Here is a 19,021-nt window from a genome sequence, read left to right on the forward strand (position 1 = left end):
GCGCGGGCCGATCAACGGGCGATCGTCGCCTGCCGCGGGATGTGGCTCTCTTCGTACACGACGGGGGTTGAGCCGATGTTCCGGGCGCTGACCTACTGGCTGTTCCGGTATCGCCGCACCTGGCAGGGCACGGCCGTCGTCTCGGTGGCCAATCCGCTGCTGTTCCTGCTGGCCATCGGGGCGGGCCTCGGATCGCTGGTGCGGGGCGACGTCGAAGGCGTGCCCTATCTCCAGTTCTTCGCGCCGGGGATGCTGGCCGCCGCGGCGTTCCAGAACGCGTTCATCGACGCCGGGTTTGGGGTGGCGACGGCGCGCGGGCGGGAGCGGGTCTACCAGACCGCGATCGCGACGCCGCTCTCGCCGGGCGAGGTGATGGCCGGGCATCTGCTGTTCGTCGCGTTGCGGGTGTTCGTGGGAGCGCTCGCCTTCGTCGCGGTGATGGCCGGTTTCGGGCTCTTCTCCTCTTTCGGTACGGCTCTCGCGGTCCTGCTGGCCGCCACGCTCACGGGGATCGCACCGGCGACGGTCGTCGCGGCCTGGGCGGTGACCGTGACCGACTTCCCGCGCCTGAACACGGTGTTCCGGTTCGCGGTCATGCCGATGTACCTGTTCTCGGGCACGTTCTTCTCCGTCGAACAGCTCCCCGCCGCACTCCGAACGCTGATGTACGCGCTCCCGCTCTGGCACGGCGCCGACCTGTGCCGCTCGTTGGCCCTCGGCACGGCGACCCTCGGCATGACCACGCTGCACGTCGCCTACCTGGGCGTTCTCGCGGTCGCCGGGGTGCTGATCGGGCGGGTCACCTTCCGGAAGGTGCTCTATGTCTAGGCTCCCGGCCGCCGGCGGCGCCCATCTCGTGGTGCTGCGCAACGTGTGGGTGCACAAGGGCGGCACCCCGTGGACGATGGCACTCTTCTCCGTGTACGAACCGATCCTCTACCTGCTCGCGCTCGGAGTCGGCGTGGGAGCGCTCGTCGGGAGTGTGCCGGGAGTCGACGTACCGTATGCGGCTTTTGTCGCGCCCGCTCTGCTGGCGACGGCGATGATGAACAGCGCGCTCGAAGAGACCACCAACACCGTGTACGGCAAGCTCGCCTTCGACCGCTTCTACCACTCGCTGCTGGTGACCCCGATCACCGTGCGCGGCATGGTCGCCGGAGAGCTCCTGTGGGCGGCGACCAGGGCGTTGATCACCGGGGTGGGCTTCCTGGCGGTGATCGCCGCCTTCGGGCTGGCCCGGTCGCCCTGGGTGATCCTCGCGGTTCCGGCCGGGCTGCTGACGGCCTTCGCGTTCGGCGCGGCCGGGCTGGCCGCGGCCGCGTACGCCCGGGGCTGGCACAGTTTCCAGTACGTCCAGCTCGTGATGCTGCCCATGTTCCTGTTCGCGACGACCTTCTACCCCGTCACCGTCTACACCGACTGGGTGCGGGTCCTGGTGGAAGCGCTCCCGCTCTACCACGCGATCGAGCTGTCGCGCGGCCTGGCGCTGGGCGAGGTCGGGCCGGGGCTGCTGCTGAACGCCGCCTACCTGCTCGTGTTCGGCGGCGTGATGCTGGCGGTGGCCCAGGCGCGCTGGACCACCCTGATGGCTAGGTGAGCCGGTTCACGAAGTCGGCGGCCAGCTGGGCGATGTCGGCGGCCTCGTAGGCGTGCCGGTTGTAGATGAGCTGGCCGCGCAGGGTCCCGTCGTGCGCCTCGCTGATGAGGATCTCCGGCGGGTGCAGGTCGGGGTCGTCGTCGGGCAGCGTCCACTCCATGATCGGCCCGGCCGGGACGGCGAACTCCTCCGACGGCACCCCCGGCAGGTGCGGCGGGTGCCCCCAGCTCTCGAACCGGAAGTAGGCAGGGAACGGCACGAGCGAGTGCAGATGCCCCCAGTCGTGGAACTGCCGCTCGGAGGCCGCGAGGACCTCGGTCCGGACGTGGTCGATGACGTCGGGCAGCGCTCCCACGCCCGGAACCGTGATCAGGTTCCACCGGAACAGGCACCCGACCGCGTTCTCGAACCCCGGCCGCGCCCGCCCGCTGACCGGATTGGCCAGCACCAGCTCCGGCGCCTTCGCCCACTCGCCGAGCGTCAGCGCCCACGCCGCCGCCAGCACCATCGCCACCGTGGCCCCCCGGGACCGGGCCAGGCCCAGCACGTCGGGGACGTCGAAACGATGCGCGTCCGCCGCGCACAACCGCACGTCACGCGCCCGTCCGGGCAGGCGTTCCAGCGACGTCGGAGCGCCCGTGAGAGAGGCCTCCCACCACGGGCGGTGCCGCGCCCATTCCCGCCGCTCCCACGCCACCACGTCGCCGTAGGGCACCGCCGGAGGCAGCGGAGAGGAGGCGCCGTGCCGGATGGCGGAGTAGAGCACCCCGAGCTCCCGCAGCAGCACCGTCGCCGACCCGCCGTCGAACACCAGATGATGGACGGAGACGACCAGCACACACCCTTCCGGCAGCTCGATCACCTCGACCCGCAGCAGCGGCCCGTTCTCGACGTCGAACGGCGCCCGCACCCGGTCGGCGGCCAGCTCGGCCGCCTCCTCCGGCGAACCACTCCTGTGTACGCCGATCGGCACCTCCATCGTCTCCAGCACCGGCCCCACGCCGGGATCCCGGAAAACGGTCCTGAGACTGTCGTGCCGCTTCACCAGTTCCGCGACGGCCTTGTCGAGCACCCCGAGATCGAGCCCCCCGGGGACCCTGACCGCGACGTGGACGGGCGGCATATGACGCCGCTCTCCGGAGGCGTGCATCCACCGCCACCAGTGGGCCTGCACTCCGGAGAGGGCGCCATCCTCCAGAACCACGCCGTCGTCGCCAGCGGCGGTGGCCACGGCGTCGCGGATCTGGCCGGCCTGTCGAGCCAGCACGGGCTGATCGAACGCGAACGTCCCCTCAACGGCGACGCCGAACTTCTCGGCCACCCGCGCGGCCAGCTGAGCGGCCCTCAGGGAATCCCCACCGAGGGCGAAGAAATCATCGTCGGCACTGGTGGCCGGGACGCCGAGCACTCCCGACCACAACCGGGCAAGGGTCTGTTCCTCGGCGCTCTCCAGCGGCCGCCCAACGGGCTTGGCGACGTTGAACAGCGCCCTGACCTCGGCTTTCACGACCTTGCCGAGCTCATTGCGGGGAAGCGCATCGACGAATGCGAAGCGGGAGGGGACTTCATTCCGCGCCAGCCGCTGATGCAAGAAGGTGCGCAACTGATCGGCGGTGAGTTCCTCGCCTTGCCCATCAGTGCCAACTTCGGCCGATGCGTCGATGGGCCCTTCGGCTTGCCTGTGAGTGCCAACTTCGGCTTTGCGGACCACGGCTGCGGCGATCATTTGGCCCATCGTGGGGTGGGGGAGGCCGACCACGGCGGCGTCGGCGACCGACGGGTGTTCGCGGATGGCCGCTTCCACCTGCGGCAATGAGATCTTCAGGCCGCCCGACTTGATGACGTCGCTTTCGCGTCCGACCAGGTAGAGGTGGCCCGCGGCGTCGAGGCGGCCTAGGTCGCCCATCCTGGTCCAGCCGTTCTTGAAGGTCCTGGCGCTCGTGCCGGGGTCGCCGTAGTAGGTGCGCTGGGCGGCGGGGGCGCGGAGCCAGACCTCGCCGACCTCGCCCGCGGGAACGGGAACCCCTTCCTCGTCGGCGATCATCAGGTCGCTCTGGTTGGTGGCGCGGCCCACCGAGTCGGGGCGGCGGGGGTCGACGATCATCGTCGTCTGGGCCGGGACCGCCTCGGTCGAGGTGTAGTAGTTGACGATCATCGCCTTCGGGAAGGCTTCCGGCAGGCCCGCCGCCACCCTTGGGGGCAGGGCGTCGGCCGAGGAGCTCAACAGCACGACGCTCGACAGGTCGTGGTCGCGCCACACGCCCGAGTCGAGGAGTTCGGTCGCCATCGCGGGGACCACGAACACCGTCCCGGCGCGGAACTTCTCGATCAGGCCGCAGAACTCCGCCGCGTCGAATTGCGGGGCCACGACCGCCGTTGGGGCCGCCGTCAGGGTGTTGACCAGCATCATCTGGCCCGCGTTGGTGCCGATCGGGAACGCGTGCAGGAAGTGGCGCGAATGGCCGAACGCCCGGAACGCCGGCTTCTCGCTGTGGCCCCAGGCCAGGTTGGCGTGGGTGGCCATGACGCCCTTCGGCCGCCCGGTCGTGCCCGAGGTGTAGAGGATCTGGGCGGGGTCGTCGGGGTGGAGTTCCACGTCGGGGACCCCGGAACCCGTAGGCACCTCGGTCAGCACCCAGCGGGCCGCGCAGTCGTCGGTCATGACCTTCAGGGTCGCCTCGGACTGCCGGGCCGACAGCGGCACGGCCACGCCACCGGCCCGCAAAACAGCCATGCAGGCGATGGCGAAATCGACCCATCGATCGTTAGGGAAGAGCAGCCCGACCCGGTCACCCCGTTGCAAGCCCTTGCCGAGGAGGGCGCACGCCCCCGCGTCGGCCGCCGCGTCCCACTCGCCGAACGTCAGTTCTCTGCCGTCCGTGCTGATCAGGGCGGATCTGTCCGGTTGTTCGACGGCCCTCGCACGAAGTAAGTGGGGGAGGGTCGCGGTCATGGGCCCACCTCTTCCGCGTACAGCAGACGGTCGGAAGGGGAGTAAATCAGACCTAACGATTCCTCACAAGTATCTAGCAAGTGAACGCAATTTCTGGTCATACTCACGAAATAAGCGAAGCGTTGGGGCAGGTAATGTCACGAGTACCACTTTCGGTGCCGCAGAGCGGCATCTGGTTCAACGAACGTCTCGGCGGCGCGGGGGCCGTCCACCACATGCCTTTCGCGATCCGGTTCTCCGGTGAGCTCGATGTGGACGCGCTGCGCCGCGCGTGCGCGGGCGTGGTCACCCTGCATCCGGTCCTGCGGGCGGCGGTCCGGGAGGAATCCGGCGCCCCCTACCAGGTCGACGGGCCACCGGTGCCCTTCGAGATCATCGAGACCGATCCCGACCGATTAGCCGACGTCCAGAGAGAGGTGATCCTCCGGCCGTTCGACCTGGCCACGGGGCCGCTGACCAGGATGGCGCTGTTCCCGCTCGGCCCGTCCGAGCACGAGCTGCTGGTGGTCGCCCACCACCTGGTCTTCGACGGCCAGTCGACCGACGTGTTCGTCGCCGACCTGGCCCGCCTCTACGATCAGGCCCTTCCTACGGAAAAACCGGAACCGTTCGACCTCGCCGCCGAGGCCCGGAGGGTCGCCGAAGGGCTGCCGGCCGCGCGGGCCTACTGGTCGGGGCGCCCGACCGAGTTCCCCGACGTCGTGCTGCCCGGTCTCGACCGGCCGGAGGACGCGGTGCAGCCGGGCGAGGCGGTCGAGCTGTTCCTGACCGACCCGATCCTGGAGAAGGCCGCCGCCCAGCTCGGGGTCACCCGGTTCGAGCTGGTCGTGGCGTCGGTGCACGCTCTCCTGTTCCGGTACGGCAACCCGCTCCCGGTCACCGCCCTCGACCTCGGCACCCGTGCGGCCGGGGCGAGCGAGCGCATCGGCGTCCACGTCAACGAGCTGCCCTTCAGCTCCGACCCACGGCCCGACACCCCGTTCACCACGTTCGCCCACGAGGTCAGGGCCGGGCTGCGCGAGCTCTACCGGGTCCGCGAGGTCCCGCTGGGCCGGGCCGCCCCCGGCACGAAGCCGGGCATCGCGCTCGCGCCGGTGTCCCTCACCTACCGCCGCCGGATCGCGCCGCCCGAGTTCACGGGGCTGCGTACCGAAGTGAAATGGGTGGTCTTCAACCACGTCGCCCGCAACGCCCTGCGGTTCCACCTGGTCGAGGGCCCCGACGGCCTCGGCGTGATGCTCCAGTTCCCGCCCGCGTCGATGCCCCGCACCGACGCCGACCGGATCGCCACCCACCTGCTCGACGTGCTGCGGCACGTCACCGACGACCCGGCGACGCCGCTGCATGCGCTGCCGGTGACCGAAGAGCCCCCCGGCATCTGGTCCACCACCACCTTCCCCGGCACCGCGGCGGTCCCCGACCTGGTCGCCGCCCAGGCCACCCGCACCCCGGACGCGGTCGCGGTCATCGGCGAACACCGCCTGACCTACCGCGAACTCATGGCCCAGGCCGACGCCGTGGCCGAACGCCTCAAGCAGTCGGGTGTACGCCCCGGCGACCTCGTGGCCATCTCTGCTCCCCGCACGGAGCGGCTGGTCACGGGCGTGCTGGGGATCTGGCGGGCGGGGGCTTCGTATCTCCCGCTCGACCCGGCATACCCGGCGGAACGCCTCGCCTACGTCCTCTCCGACTCAGGCGCCTCGGCCCTCCTCGCGGACGCGTCCAGCGACCTCACCGGTCCGGTCCGGGTCTCACTCGACGCTGTCGATTCGGCCACGACGAGACCGGAGGCTCCCGGGGATCGGGCTTATGTGATCTACACGTCCGGGTCGACCGGGCGGCCCAAGGGGGTGGAGGTCGGCCATGCGGCGCTGACGAATCTGCTGCTGTCCATCCGGGACGAGACCCGGTCCGGCCCGGCGGCGACGTGGCTGGCGGTGACGTCGCTGTCGTTCGACATCTCCGGGCTGGAGCTCTGGTTGCCGCTGGTGACCGGGGGGCGGGTGGTCATCGCGACCGAGGCGCAGGCCGCTGACGGGGACGCGCTTCGGGCGCTCATCTCGGCTCATGGGGTGACCCATGTTCAGGCCACGCCGTCGACCTGGCGGTTGCTGGTCGACGCCGGGTTCGAGGCGCCGGTCACCGCGCTGGTCGGCGGGGAGGCGCTGCCCCTTCCGCTGGCCGCCAGGTTGCGACCGAGGGTCGCGCGGTTGTTCAACGTCTACGGGCCCACCGAGACGACGATCTGGTCGACCATCGCCGAGGTGCCGCCCGACCCCGCGCGGATCTCGATCGGCGGGCCGCTGGCCGCCACCGGGCTGCTGGTGCTCGACGACGACCTGCGGCCGGTGCCGACCGGGGTGCCGGGGGAGCTGTACATCACCGGGGCCGGGCTGGCCCGGGGGTATCTCGGGCGGCCGGGGTTGACGGCCGAGCGGTTCCTGCCGTGTCCGTACGGCCCCGGCGGGGCGCGGATGTACCGGACCGGGGACCGGGTCAGGGTCAGGGACGGCGGGCTGGAGTTCCTCGGGCGGAGCGACAACCAGGTCAAGGTCCGGGGGCACCGCATCGAGCTGGGGGAGATCGAGGCGGTGCTGCTCGGGTTCGCCCAGGAGGCGGCGGTGGTCGTCCACGACCAGGAGCTCGTCGCCTACACGGTCGGCGCGGTCGGTGACCTGCGGCGGGAGGCGGCGCGGGTGCTGCCCGCCTACATGGTGCCCAGTGCGTTCGTGGCGCTGGAGCGGATGCCCCTCACCCCGAACGGGAAGCTCGATCGGGGGGCGCTGCCGGCGCCGGTGTTCCTGCCGGAGGAGGCCGGCACCGTCACCGACGAGACGGTCGAGGTGGTGCGGGAGATCTGGGAGGAGGTTCTCGGGCTCGACGAGATCGGCGACGACGAGAGCCTGTTCGAGCTCGGCGGGCACTCGCTGACGATCGCCAGGATCGCCGCGCGCATCCATGATCGGCTCGGGGTCGACGTGCCGTTCTACGTGTTCTTCGATGTGCCGACCGTGGCCGGGATCGCCGCCGACGTCGCCGAGCGCCGGGCCGGGCTGTGAATGCGCTGTCGGCCGGGCAGCGACGACTCTGGTTCCTGCAGCGTCTCGACCCGGCCGACGCGTCGTACAACATGCCGGTGGCCCTGCGGATCAGGGGCCACCTCGACGTCGCGGCGCTGGAGGCGGCGCTCGGCGTGATCGTCGCGCGGCACGACGTGCTCCGCGGGCGGTACGTCGAAGACGACGACGGGACGCCGTCCCGGCTGGTCACCTCAGCCGGGCCGGGCCTGGAGAAGGTCCACGGCGCCGACCCGATGGCGGCCGTGGCCGAACGCGCCAACCGGCCGTTCGACCTGGCCGCCGGGCCGGTCGCCCGGTTCACCCTGATCGAGACGGCACCGGACGACCACGTCCTGTGCCTGGTCGTCCACCACATCGCCGCCGACGGCTGGTCGGTCGACGTGCTGCTGCGCGAACTCGACACCCTCTACCTAGGGGGAACGCTCCCACCGCTGCCGATCACCTTCGGCGACCACGTGGCGCGGGCGGAACGCCCCGATTCCGGATACTGGGCCGAGGAGCTGCGGGACCTGCCGGTGCTCGACCTCCCCGGCGACCGGCCCCGCGCGACCCGGCATGGAGGCCAGATCTTCGCCGCCCTGCCGCCGGAGCTGGTCGGCGGGCTGGAGGCGCTCGCGCGGCGGGAACGCGGCACCCTGTTCATGGTGCTGCTCGCCGCCTACCAGGTCTTTCTCTCGCGGCACGCCGCCCAGCCCGACGTCTGCGTCGCCGTGCCGACCCTTGGCCGCGACCGCGTGGACACCGAACCCCTGGTCGGCTACTTCACCGGCCTGGCCATGCTCCGCACCGACCTGGCCGACGACCCCCCGTTCATCGAGGCGCTGCACCGGGCCCGGGGCGCCGTGCTCCGGGCCTTCGAGCACGGGGACGTGCCCGGCGGGGTCCCGTTCCAGGCGATGTTCCAGTACACCCGCACGACCACCGAACGCCCCCGCCTCGGCGACCTCGACGTCGAGATCCACGACTCGGGCCTGGCCTCCGCCAAATGCGACCTCTCCCTGGACGTCTTCCAGGGCCCCACCGAAACCGCCCTCATCCTCACCTACGACACGGGCCGCTTCGACGGTTCGACGGCGGAGCGCTTCGCGGCCCGCTTCCAAGCACTACTGGAGGACATCAGCAGCCACCCCGACCGGCCATGCGGCGATCTGAACCTGTTCTGCGCCCTCGACGGACAGACGCACGGCACCGATGAGATCGACCTGCCACGCCATGCCGAACCCGGCACGGACCCGGCGCCTCACGGTGACTCGCCTTCTCGAATCGACCCCGGTTCGCCCGCCGTCTCCTGCGATGGGGTCGAGCTGACCTATCGTGAGCTGGAGGAACGTGTCAGACGGATGGCCTCCGGGCTGGTCGCGCGTGGGGTGCGGCCTGGGGACGTCGTCGGGGTCTGTCTGAAGCGGACCCTCGATCTCGTCCCCGTTCTGCGGGCCGTCTGGCGGGCCGGGGCCGCCTATCTGCCCGTTGATCCCGGGCTTCCCGCCGCGCGTATTTCCGCGCTTCTGCGGGACGGCAAGACGAATATTCTGGTGGCCGACGCCGCGTTCGTACAGGGAATCGCCGCGGTGCGGCCCGCGGATTTGAGCGGGGCCTTTCTGACAGAAATCTCCGACAATTCCTTACCCGCCTATGTGCTTTACACATCGGGGTCAAGTGGTCTGCCAAAAGGTGTCGTGATCGATCGCAAAAGCGTATCGGAACGCGTTTCCTGGATGCGAAAGGCCTATGACCTGCACCCCGGTGACCGTGTGGTCCAGTTCGCGGAGCTCGGATTCGACGCCCACGTGGAAGAGATCTTCCCATCTTTGGAAGCGGGGGCTACGGTCGTGATGCTGCCCAATGGCGGGCGCACCCTGCCGGATTTCCTGACCACTTCCGAAGGGGCTCGAGTAACGTTGCTCGATTTGCCGACCTCCTTTTGGCATGCCCTCGTTGAGGAGATCGACGAGATCGCATGGCCGCCGAATCTTCGGCTCGTCATTCTCGGCGGCGACCCCGTCGCCGCCTCGGCGGTCGAGCGTTGGCGTTCCCGTTTCGGTGATCGAGTCCGGCTCGTCAACACCTACGGCCCGACCGAGGCCACCGTGATCGCCACGGCGGGCGACCTCGGCGCCGGAAAGCCCTCGATCGGCCGCCCGATCGCGGGCACCACGGTCAGGATCCTCGACACCCGGCAACGTGAGGTCCCACCGGGCATCCCGGGCGAGATCGCCATCGGCGGCGCCGGAATCGCGCGCGGCTACCTCGACCGGCCGCGATTATCCGCCCAGCGCTTCGTCCCCGACCCGCACGGCCCGCCCGGTTCGCGCCGGTATCTCACCGGCGACCGGGCCCGCGTCAGGCCCGACGGCGAGCTGGAGTTCCTCGGCCGCCTCGACGACCAGGTCAAGATCCGTGGTGTACGAACCGAGCCCGGCGAAGTGGAAGCCGCCCTCACCGCCTTCCCCGCCGTCAAGAGCGCCGCCGTGGTCGCCCTGAACGACACTCTCGTCGCCTATGTGACGGGCGGCCCCCGCGAAGACGATCTACGCGCCCACCTGCGGCGCACCCTGCCTGAGCACCTGGTGCCGGGCCACATCGTGCCGCTGCCCGAGCTGCCGCTGACCCGGAACGGCAAGCTCGACCGCGCGGCGCTGCCCGCTCCCGACGTGGCCGGAGAGGCGTACGTCGCCCCCCGGACCGACGCCGAGGAGCTGGTCGCCCAGATATTCGGCGAAGTGCTCGGCATCCCCCGTGTGGGGGTCACCGACGACTTCTTCGCCCTCGGGGGGCACTCGCTGCTCGCCACCCGCGTGGTGGCGCGCATCCGCCGGGCCGTCGACCTGGTCGTCCCGGTGCGCACCCTGTTCGCCAGCCGTACGGTCGCCGAGTTCGCGGCCGCGGTCGACGAGATCCTGGAGGAGGCCGAGCGCGCATGCGCGACGACCTGAACATCCATTTCGCGGTGGTCGGTGCGGGGCTGGCAGGTTCGCTGCTGGCCGTGTACCTGGCCGGGCAAGGCCACCGCGTCGACGTCTACGAACGACGGGCCGACCCCCGGGTGGCGCCACCCGACGAGGGGCGGTCGATCAACCTGGGCCTGTCGGCCCGGGGGATCGGCGCCCTGCGCGGCGCCGGGTTGTGGGATTCGGTCCGGGCCCACACCGTGCCGATGCGCGGCCGATACGTGCACCCGAAGGAGGGGCGCCCGTTCTTCCACGCGTACGGGCGCGACCCCGAACAGATCCTCTACTCGATCCGGCGGGACGCCCTCAGCCGGACCCTCGTGGAGCACGCCGAGAAGCTCGAAGGGGTCAGGTTCTTCTTCGACACCCCGGTGACCGCCATCGACCGGGACGCCCCGTCGTTCCAGGCCGGTGGCGAGACCGTCTGGCCCGACGTGATCGTCGGCGCCGATGGAGCGTTCTCGGCGGTCCGTGCCGAACTCCTGCGCGGACGTCCGGCCGACTTCCGGCAGGAGTTCCTGCCGTGGGGCTACAAGGAGCTGAACCTGCCGTCGACCGAACGGCTGGAGGCGCTGCACGTCTGGCCCGGCGAAGAGGGCCTGATGGTCGCCCACCCGAACGTCGACGGGTCGCTGACCTGCACGCTGTTCATGGACCACGCCGACCTGAAGCGGACCGACCTGGCGGCGTTCGTGCGGAGGGTGCTCCCCGCCGCAGACCTGCCCGATCTCGAAGGACAGCTGGCCCGCAGCCCGATCGGGCACCTGGTGACCGTGCGCACCTCCCAGTGGCACGAGAACGGGCGGGTGGTGCTGATCGGCGACGCCTGTCACGCCGTCTACCCCTTCTACGGGCAGGGCATGAACTCGGCGTTCGAGGACTGCGTCGTCCTCGCCGAGAGCGTCCAGGCCAATCTGACCAACCCGGAGGCGGCCTTCGCCGCCTACCAGCGGCGCAGGAAACCGCACACCGACGTGCTGGCCGACCTGTCGGCCGACAACTTCCTGGAACTCCGCGACCGGCTGCGCTCCCCGCTCCACCTGGCCCGCAAGCAGGTGGACACCGTGCTCAGCCGGCTGCTGCCCGACATGTGGCGACCGCTCTACACGATGGTCAGCCACACCACCATGCCGTACGGCGAGGCGCTGCGGCGTGCGCGAAAGCAGGACCGGATCGTCCGCGCGGGAGGGTTGACGGTGGCCGTGGGGCTGGCGGTCGCACTCCTCCGGCGCCGCGACAGGAGGCACCAGAAGTGATCACCCACCCGGCCGACCCGACGTTACGCCTCTTCACCGTCAAGGACGTCGAAGGCGACCGCCCGCTCCACCCGCTCGGCGCCATGTACATCCGCAAGCTCCGCGTGGTGACCTCCTGGGCCCGCGACTACCTGACCCGCCCGCACCCCGAACTCGGCCGCCGCGGCCCGGTCTGCCCGTACGCCCAGGGTTCGATCGACCGTGGGAAGTTCCTGCTCGCCGTCCGCCCCGGACGGCCCGAGACCGTCGAGGAGGTCGTGGCCGCCGTCGAGCCCTACCGGCAGTGGTTCGGCGAACTCGCGCCCCGCTCGATCGCCGACTCGATGCACACCGCCGTGCTGGTGCTGTTCCCCGACGCCTGCCGGCGGCTCGACCTGATCGACGCCGCCCAGGAGATCCTCAAGGACCGGCACGTCACCTCCGGCGTCATGGTCGGCGAGTTCCACGACGGCCCTCCCGAAAAGGGCGGCCTCTGGAACCCGCTGCTGCGCCCCCTCGACGCGCCGGTCCCGATGCTGGTCGTACGGCACATGGTCACCACCGACCTGCCGTTCCTGACCTCGCGCGAGGAGCACGTGTCGGCCTACCGGGCGATCTTCGGCGACCACGTTCCGGCCCATCTGCGGGACGTGGTGTCCTCGTGAGCCGGTTGTCGGAACGGATGGCGCGGGTCGCGGCCCAGCGGGCCGGGATCCCGCGCCGCGCCCCCGGCGTGGACGCGCCACTCGCCCCGGCGCAGGAACGGCTGTGGTTCCTCGACCAGGCCGGACTCGACGGCGACCGCTACCTGTGCTGGGCCGCCCACAAGCTGACCGGCGACCTCGACGTGCCGAGGATGGGGCGCTCGATCGACGCGCTGGTGGCCCGGCACGAGGCGCTGCGCACCTCGATCGTGGTGCGCGACGGCGTGCCCTTCCAGCACGTCGCCGAGAGCGTCGAGGTGCCGTTCGCCACCGAGGGGACCATCGCCGAGTTCCTGTCGTACGGCTTCGACCTCGCCCACGCGCCACTGCTGCGGGTGCTGCTGATCCCGCACGACGACGGGCACGTCCTCGCGATGTGCCTGCACCACATCATCTGCGACGGCGAGACGACCGGGATCCTGTTCGACGAGCTGTACGCGATCTACCGGGGGGACTTCCTGGCCCCCGTACAGGCGCAGTATCCCGACTACGCGGCGTGGCTGGCGACCCGCGACACCGACGCGGCCGACCGCGCCTTCTGGGCCGAACGGCTCGACGGCACCAGCGGCCTGCTCGACCTGCCGCTCGACCGGCCGCGCCCGGCCCGGCCGACCTTCGACGGCGTGCGGCGGTCGGTCATCTACCCCGAGGGGTTCGCGGCCGAGCTGCGGACCTGGGCGCAGGTCAACCGGACCACCGTCTTCATGGTGGTGCTGGCCGCGCTCAACGTGGTGCTGGCCCGGCTCGCCGACACCGACGACGTCGTCATCGGCACCCCGGTCAGCGACCGCGAACTGCCCGAGCTGGAACGCACGGCCGGGATGTTCGTCAACACCGTCGCGCTGCGGACCCGCCTGACCGGCAACCCGGCGCTGCGTCAGGTGGTCAGGCTGGCCCGCGAGACGACCATGACCGCGCTCGACCACCGCACCCTGCCGTTCGACTCGGTCGTCGAGCTGACCGGCGGGCGGCGCGACCTCAGCCACAACCCGATCTTCCAGGTCATGCTGGTGACCGGGGAGCCCGGCGGCGCCATCGAGGTCGCCCCCGGCCTGACCGCCGCCGCCCACGATCTGTCCGCGCCCCCGGCCCGGTTCGACCTGACGGTGGTGGTGGAGGGCAACGGCGTCCACCTCGACTACGCGACCGACCTGTTCGACGCGGCGTCGATCGACGCGATCGGCCACCACATGGTCGCGGTCCTGCGCGCGACCGTGGAGAACGCCGACCAGGGCATGTGGGACGTGCCCCTCCAGGTACACCGGCAGGCCGTCTCGCCGCCTTCCACGGAGAAATGGGAGATCCGGCCCTCCGACCAACCTGCGGTGATCACCGACACCGAGACGGTCACCTACCGCGAGCTGCTCCGGCGGGCCGACGCCCTCGGTCTGGCCGGGCTGACCCAAGGCAGTGTCATCGGTGTACGACTCCCTGCCGGCCCCGACGCCATCGCGGCCATCGTGGGGATCCTCCGGGCGGGTGGCGCCTACCTCCCGCTCGACCCGTCGCATCCCGACGAACGCGTGGAGCGGTTGCTCGACGCGGCCAACGCCGTCGGCGTCGTCGGTCCAGAGGGGTTCGCGGAAAGGGACCACTCGCCGGTGGAACCGAGCGAGCTGGCCTACGTCATCTTCACCTCGGGTTCGACCGGCACGCCCAAGGGCGTCGCCGTCGGGCACGAGTCGCTGCGGCGGTTCACCCGGGCGTTCGCCGACGTCCACGGGTTCACCGCCGCCGACCGGGTGCTGATGATCCCGCCGCTGACCTTCGACGCCTCGGTGGGCGACCTGTTCCCGGTGCTCAGCACGGGCGGCGCGCTGGTCCTGCACCCCGAACCGGCCCGTCTCGACGCGGCCGAACTCCTGGCTGTCGTCGACCGCCACGGCATCACGGCGGTCGACACGGCGGCGTCGCTCTGGCGCCGCTGGGCCGACGAGCTGGCCGGGCGCGAGGTCGACTGGCCGGTCCGGCTGATGATGGTCGGCGGCGAGTCGGTGCCCGGTTCCGCCGTCGCCACGTGGCTGGCCGCGACCGGGACGCCGCTGGTCAACCACTACGGGCCGACCGAGGCGACGGTGTGCGCGACCACGTACACGGCCTCGGAACCCACCGGCCTGCTGCACCTGCCGATCGGCGCCGAGCTGCCGCACGTGCGGGCCCACGTCGTCGACAGCCACGGCGGGCTCGCCCCCGACAACGTCTACGGCGAACTCCACCTGGCGGGCGACTGCCTGGCCTGGGGTTACCTGGGCCAGCCGGGGATGACCGCCGAGCGGTTCGTGCCCGATCCGTTCTCCGGGGTTCCGGGTGCGCGCATGTACCGGACCGGTGACCTGGTCCGGCGGCGGCTCGACGGGAGCTTCGAGTTCGCCGGGCGCAAGGACCGCCAGCTCAAGGTCAGGGGCCACCGCATCGAACCGGGCGAGGTCGAGGCCGCGCTGACCGCGCATCCCTCGGTGCGGGACGCCCATGTGACCTCGGTGGGCGACCGGCTGGTCGCCTTCGTCGCCGGGGAGCCGGATCTACGGTCCTACCTGCGGGAACGCCTGCCCGACTACCTGGTCCCCGACGTGTTCGTCCCGCTGGAGACGGTCCCCAGGACCAGCCACGGCAAGGTCGACACGGCGGCGCTCCCCGAGGTCACCGTGTCCACCCCCTACGAGGCGCCGCGGACGCCCGCCGAGGAGGCCGTCGCCGAGGTCTGGTCGGCGATCGTCGCGGGGGACCGGCGCGTCGGGCGGCGGGACAACTTCTTCGAGCTCGGCGGGCACTCCCTGCTCGCCGCCCGGGTGCTGGCCGCGCTGAAAGACCGGCTCGGGGTCGCGCTCCCGCTGCGCGCCCTCTTCGAGACGGCCGACCTGGCCGAACTCGCGGCCGTCGTCGAGGGAACCCACGCCACCTCGGAGGAGCCCGACCTGCTCGCCGAGGCGCTGCTGCCTTCGGACATCCAGGTCACCTCTCCGCGCGAGCGCACGGGGACCACGGTCCTGCTGACCGGCGCGACCGGGTTCCTCGGAGCCCATCTCGCCGCCCGCCTGGCCCACGTCTCCGAACTGCTCTGTCTGGTACGAGCCGACACCCCCGCCGCCGCCGAGGCCCGCGTCCGGGCCGCGTTCGCCGCGCAGGGGCTGCCCGAAGTGCGGGTCGTCGGCATCCCCGGCGACCTGGGGTCACCCCGCCTCGGGCTCTCCGAAGGTGACTTCGCCGCGCTGGCGGAGAAGGTGGACGTGATCTGCCACAACGGAGGGCTGATCAACTTCGCGGAGCCGTACAGCCGGCTGAAAGACGTGAACGTCGGCGGCACGCTGGAGATCCTGCGGCTCTCGGCGCTGGGGGGCGGCATCCCCGTCCACCACGTGTCGACGCTCGGGGTCCACCTCGGCAAGGCCTACCAGAGCCGCCGGATCACCGAGGCCGACGTGCCCGAAGACCCGGCCGGGCTGGGCGGCGGCTACAACCAGACCAAGTGGGTCGCCGACCGGCTCGCCGCGCAGGCGCGCGATCGTGGCATCCCCGTCTCGATCCACCGCCCGGCCAGGATCGGCGGCGACAGCCGCACCGGATGGGGCAACGACGGCGACTACTTCAGCCGCCTGCTGGCCACCATGATCCGGCTCGGCATGGCCCCCGACCTGCCCTACGACGAGGACGTCTCGCCGGTCGACCACGTCGCCGACGCGATCGTCCACCACGTCCTGACCGGCGCCGGGGCCGACCACCACTACTTCAACGAGGCGACGATCAGCTATGCGCAGCTCGCCGACGCCCTCGGGGTCAGGCTGGTCGGCTGGACGGAGTGGCGGGAGGCCGTCCACGCCGGGCTGCCCGACCTGCCGCTGGCGGCGTTCGTCACCGACCTGCCCGAGGAGCGGCCGTCGTTCCCCCGGCCGTGGTTCGACTGTTCGCGCACCCGGGGGCTGCTGGCCGCCGCCGGGATCACCTGCCCGCCCGCCGACCGGGCGCTGATCCGGCGTTACGTGGAGGCGATGTGCCTGACCTCGTGAGATTCGGCATCGTCTGGCTGTCGTCGCTGGTCTCCGGCGTCGGATCGAGCCTGACGGGCTTCGTGCTCGGCGTCTGGGTCTACCAGAACACCGAGTCGACCACCCTGTTCGCGCTGGTCATGCTGTCGGGCCTGCTGCCCGCCATCCTGGTCGGCCCGTTCGCGGGGGTGATCGTCGACCGGTTCGACCGGCGGCGGGTGCTCATCATCAGCGACTGCGTGGTCGCGATGTCGACGGGCGTGCAGGCGCTGCTGCTCTACAACGACGCGCTGCAGGTCTGGCACATCTGCCTCGGCTCGCTGGTCGGCGCCATCTGCGGCACGCTGCACATGACGACCTACCAGGCGATGACCCCGCTGCTCATCCCCGAACGCCACCTCGCCCGCGCCAACGGCCTCATGCAGATCACCGTGGCCACCCAGATCGCCGCCCCGCTGGCGGCCGGCGCGCTGCTCGGCGCGATCGGCATGGCCGGGGTGCTGGTGCTCGACCTGGCCACGTTCGCGGTGGCGGTGACGACGCTGCTGATCGTGAAGCTGCCCGTGTCGGTGGTGAAGGCGCCGGGTGCAGGTTCGGCCAAGGCGCCGCTGTCCGACCTGTCGTACGGCTGGCACTACCTGCGCAGGCGGCGCGACCTGATGTCGCTGACGCTGACGTTCACGGCGTACAACTTCTGCTTCGCCGTGGCCGGGGTGCTGGTGCAGCCGCTCATCCTGTCGTTCGGGTCTCCGGCCGTGCTGGGCGCGCTGATGTTCGCGGGCGGTTCTGGGGTCTTCCTCGGCGGCCTGGTGATGGGCGTGTGGGGCGGGCCGAAGAAGCGGATCAGGGGCATGGGCGTGTTCATGCTGCTCGGGTCGCTGTTCCTGGTGCTGCACACGGTCCGTCCCGACCCGTGGGTGGTGGCCTTCGCGGCGGCGGCGTTCCTGTTCACGCTGCCGGTCGTGCAGGGCTCGGGGAACGCGGTGCTCCAGTCGGGCATCGAACCCGACAGCCTCGGCCGGGTGCTCGGCACCGTGCACTCGATCGGCGGCATCGCCTCGCCGTTCGCCTACCTGCTGGCCGGGCCGCTGGCCGAGCACGTCGCCGGGCCGTGGCTGTCGCCCGGCGGCGCGCTCGCCGGGAATGTCGGCTCGTTCATCGGCACCGGGGAGGGCCGGGGGATCGCGTTCGTCATCCTGTGCGACGCCGTGCTGCTGGCGGTGGTCGCGATCCGGGTGCTGTTCCTGCGCGAACCCGCTCCCAAGAAGACCGAGGAGGTGCCCGATGCCGTCGCCACCGCGTGAACCCGTGTGGGACGTGATCGGCGGGATGACCCTGCACGCCGCCGACGCGGCCGTCCGGCTGGGCGTCTTCGACGCGCTCCCCGGCACGGCGGCCGAGATCGCGAAGGCCACCGGCGCCGACGAGGAGGGCCTGACCCTCCTGCTCGACCTGCTCACGACGACGGGCTACCTCGACCGCCACGACGAGGGCTTCACCGCCTCTCAGATGTGGACGACCTCGGGCTACGCGACCCCGCTGCGCCTCTGGTCGGCCATCATCGGCGAGTTCTGGCGCGACCTGTACGACGGCCTGGCGACGGGCCGCCCCCGCGCCGACTTCTACCGCTGGCTGTCGTCGCGCCCCGCGGATCTGGCGGTCTTCCACCAGCTCCAGTCAGGCTTGGCGGGCTGGCTGGCCGAAGAGGTCGTCGACCTGATCCCGATGGCCCCCGGCCGCCTGGCCGACGTCGGCGGCGGCCGGGGCGTGTTCGCCCAGGCCTTCCTCGACCGGACCCCCGGTTTGGAAGCGGTCGTCGTCGACCTGCCCGGCACCCCGTGCACGCTGCCGCTGGTGGAGGCCGACCTCGCCGAACCGCTGGTGCTGGAGGGCTACGACCACGTGCTGCTGTTCAACGTGGTCCACGGCTTCTCGCGAGCGCGGGCGAGGGGCCTCATTCACGAGGCGGTGGCGTCGGGAGCCGACGTCCACATCCTGGAGACCACCACGACCCCGCGCGGCGGCGTCACCGACCAGGCCTTCACCGAGGGCTTCGCCCTCAACCTGTGGCTCACCCAGGGCGGCCGCCTCTACACCACCGAAGAACTCACCGGCTGGCTCCGCGAGGCCGGAGCCGCCGACGTCACCACGACCGACCTGACCCGTTCACCCACGCACACCCTGATCACCGCAAGGAGCGAGCCGTGACCCACCTGGTCGTCCGCAACGACGAGGAGCAGTACTCCCTCTGGCCCACGGGCCGGGAGATCCCCGACGGCTGGCACCCCGACGGGTTCGAGGGCACCAAGGAGGAGTGCCTCGCCCACATCGAGGAGGTCTGGACGGACATGCGCCCCAAGAGCGCCCGCCCGGCCTGACGAAGCCCGCGTCCGGGCGGCCCTAAGCGCCCTGGGCCGCCCGGACGCGTTTTTCCTGCTAGTGAGCCGAGTGGTCGTGACAGTGCCCGGGACCGCAGGCGGCCTCGGCGGCGCAGTCGAGCTCGTGCTCGTGGTCGGTGTCC

11 protein-coding genes are annotated in these 19,021 nt (G+C 71.4%); 10 read left to right on the forward strand and 1 reads right to left on the reverse strand.

What is annotated here, in order from left to right; genetic code table 11:
• Positions 1–39: 39 nt before the first annotated feature.
• On the forward strand, positions 40–828 hold the full coding sequence (locus ACYQ78_RS26975) for an ABC transporter permease (protein ID WP_459803711.1): 789 nt from the start codon (positions 40–42) through the stop codon (positions 826–828).
• Positions 821–1,597 carry an ABC transporter permease gene (locus ACYQ78_RS26980; protein WP_459803712.1) on the forward strand — a complete coding sequence of 259 codons (777 nt, stop codon included), beginning with the start codon at positions 821–823 and terminating at the stop codon, positions 1,595–1,597. Before ACYQ78_RS26975 ends, ACYQ78_RS26980 begins: the two co-directional genes overlap by 8 nt.
• On the opposite strand, the gene ACYQ78_RS26985 is transcribed toward ACYQ78_RS26980, so the two are convergent.
• Positions 1,590–4,550, reverse strand: coding sequence for a class I adenylate-forming enzyme family protein (locus tag ACYQ78_RS26985; protein WP_459803713.1), 2,961 nt, complete (start codon positions 4,548–4,550; stop codon positions 1,590–1,592). The two genes, ACYQ78_RS26980 and ACYQ78_RS26985, sit on opposite strands and share 8 nt — an antisense overlap.
• A 134-nt stretch (positions 4,551–4,684) precedes the next feature.
• On the opposite strand from ACYQ78_RS26985, the gene ACYQ78_RS26990 reads away from it, so the two are divergent.
• Genes ACYQ78_RS26990 through ACYQ78_RS27025 form a run of 8 tightly spaced genes read left to right on the forward strand, consistent with a single transcriptional unit; the run spans position 4,685 to position 18,878 of the window.
• The gene (locus ACYQ78_RS26990; RefSeq protein WP_459803714.1) at positions 4,685–7,609 is read left to right on the forward strand and encodes a non-ribosomal peptide synthetase; all 2,925 of its coding nucleotides are present in this window, start codon (positions 4,685–4,687) and stop codon (positions 7,607–7,609) included.
• Positions 7,606–10,563, forward strand: a complete 2,958-nt coding sequence (locus ACYQ78_RS26995) for an amino acid adenylation domain-containing protein (protein ID WP_459803715.1) — start codon at positions 7,606–7,608, stop codon at positions 10,561–10,563. The genes ACYQ78_RS26990 and ACYQ78_RS26995 overlap by 4 nt, the downstream gene beginning before the upstream one ends.
• Complete coding sequence (locus tag ACYQ78_RS27000; protein WP_459803716.1) at positions 10,548–11,834, forward strand: FAD-dependent oxidoreductase; 1,287 nt, start codon at positions 10,548–10,550, stop codon at positions 11,832–11,834. The genes ACYQ78_RS26995 and ACYQ78_RS27000 overlap by 16 nt, the downstream gene beginning before the upstream one ends.
• Positions 11,831–12,478, forward strand: a complete 648-nt coding sequence (locus ACYQ78_RS27005) for a DUF6875 domain-containing protein (RefSeq protein WP_459803717.1) — start codon at positions 11,831–11,833, stop codon at positions 12,476–12,478. The genes ACYQ78_RS27000 and ACYQ78_RS27005 overlap by 4 nt, the downstream gene beginning before the upstream one ends.
• Positions 12,475–16,521 carry a non-ribosomal peptide synthetase gene (locus tag ACYQ78_RS27010; protein ID WP_459803718.1) on the forward strand — a complete coding sequence of 1,349 codons (4,047 nt, stop codon included), beginning with the start codon at positions 12,475–12,477 and terminating at the stop codon, positions 16,519–16,521. Before ACYQ78_RS27005 ends, ACYQ78_RS27010 begins: the two co-directional genes overlap by 4 nt.
• Positions 16,506–17,804: an MFS transporter gene (locus ACYQ78_RS27015; protein WP_459803719.1), complete on the forward strand. Its 1,299-nt coding sequence runs from the start codon at positions 16,506–16,508 to the stop codon at positions 17,802–17,804. The genes ACYQ78_RS27010 and ACYQ78_RS27015 overlap by 16 nt, the downstream gene beginning before the upstream one ends.
• Positions 17,785–18,708: a methyltransferase family protein gene (locus ACYQ78_RS27020; protein ID WP_459803720.1), complete on the forward strand. Its 924-nt coding sequence runs from the start codon at positions 17,785–17,787 to the stop codon at positions 18,706–18,708. The genes ACYQ78_RS27015 and ACYQ78_RS27020 overlap by 20 nt, the downstream gene beginning before the upstream one ends.
• Entirely contained in the window at positions 18,705–18,878 is a 174-nt protein-coding gene (locus ACYQ78_RS27025; protein WP_066363211.1) for an MbtH family protein, read from the forward strand. Before ACYQ78_RS27020 ends, ACYQ78_RS27025 begins: the two co-directional genes overlap by 4 nt.
• Positions 18,879–19,021: the final 143 nt, after the last annotated feature.

Source organism: Herbidospora sp. RD11066, assembly GCF_054661255.1.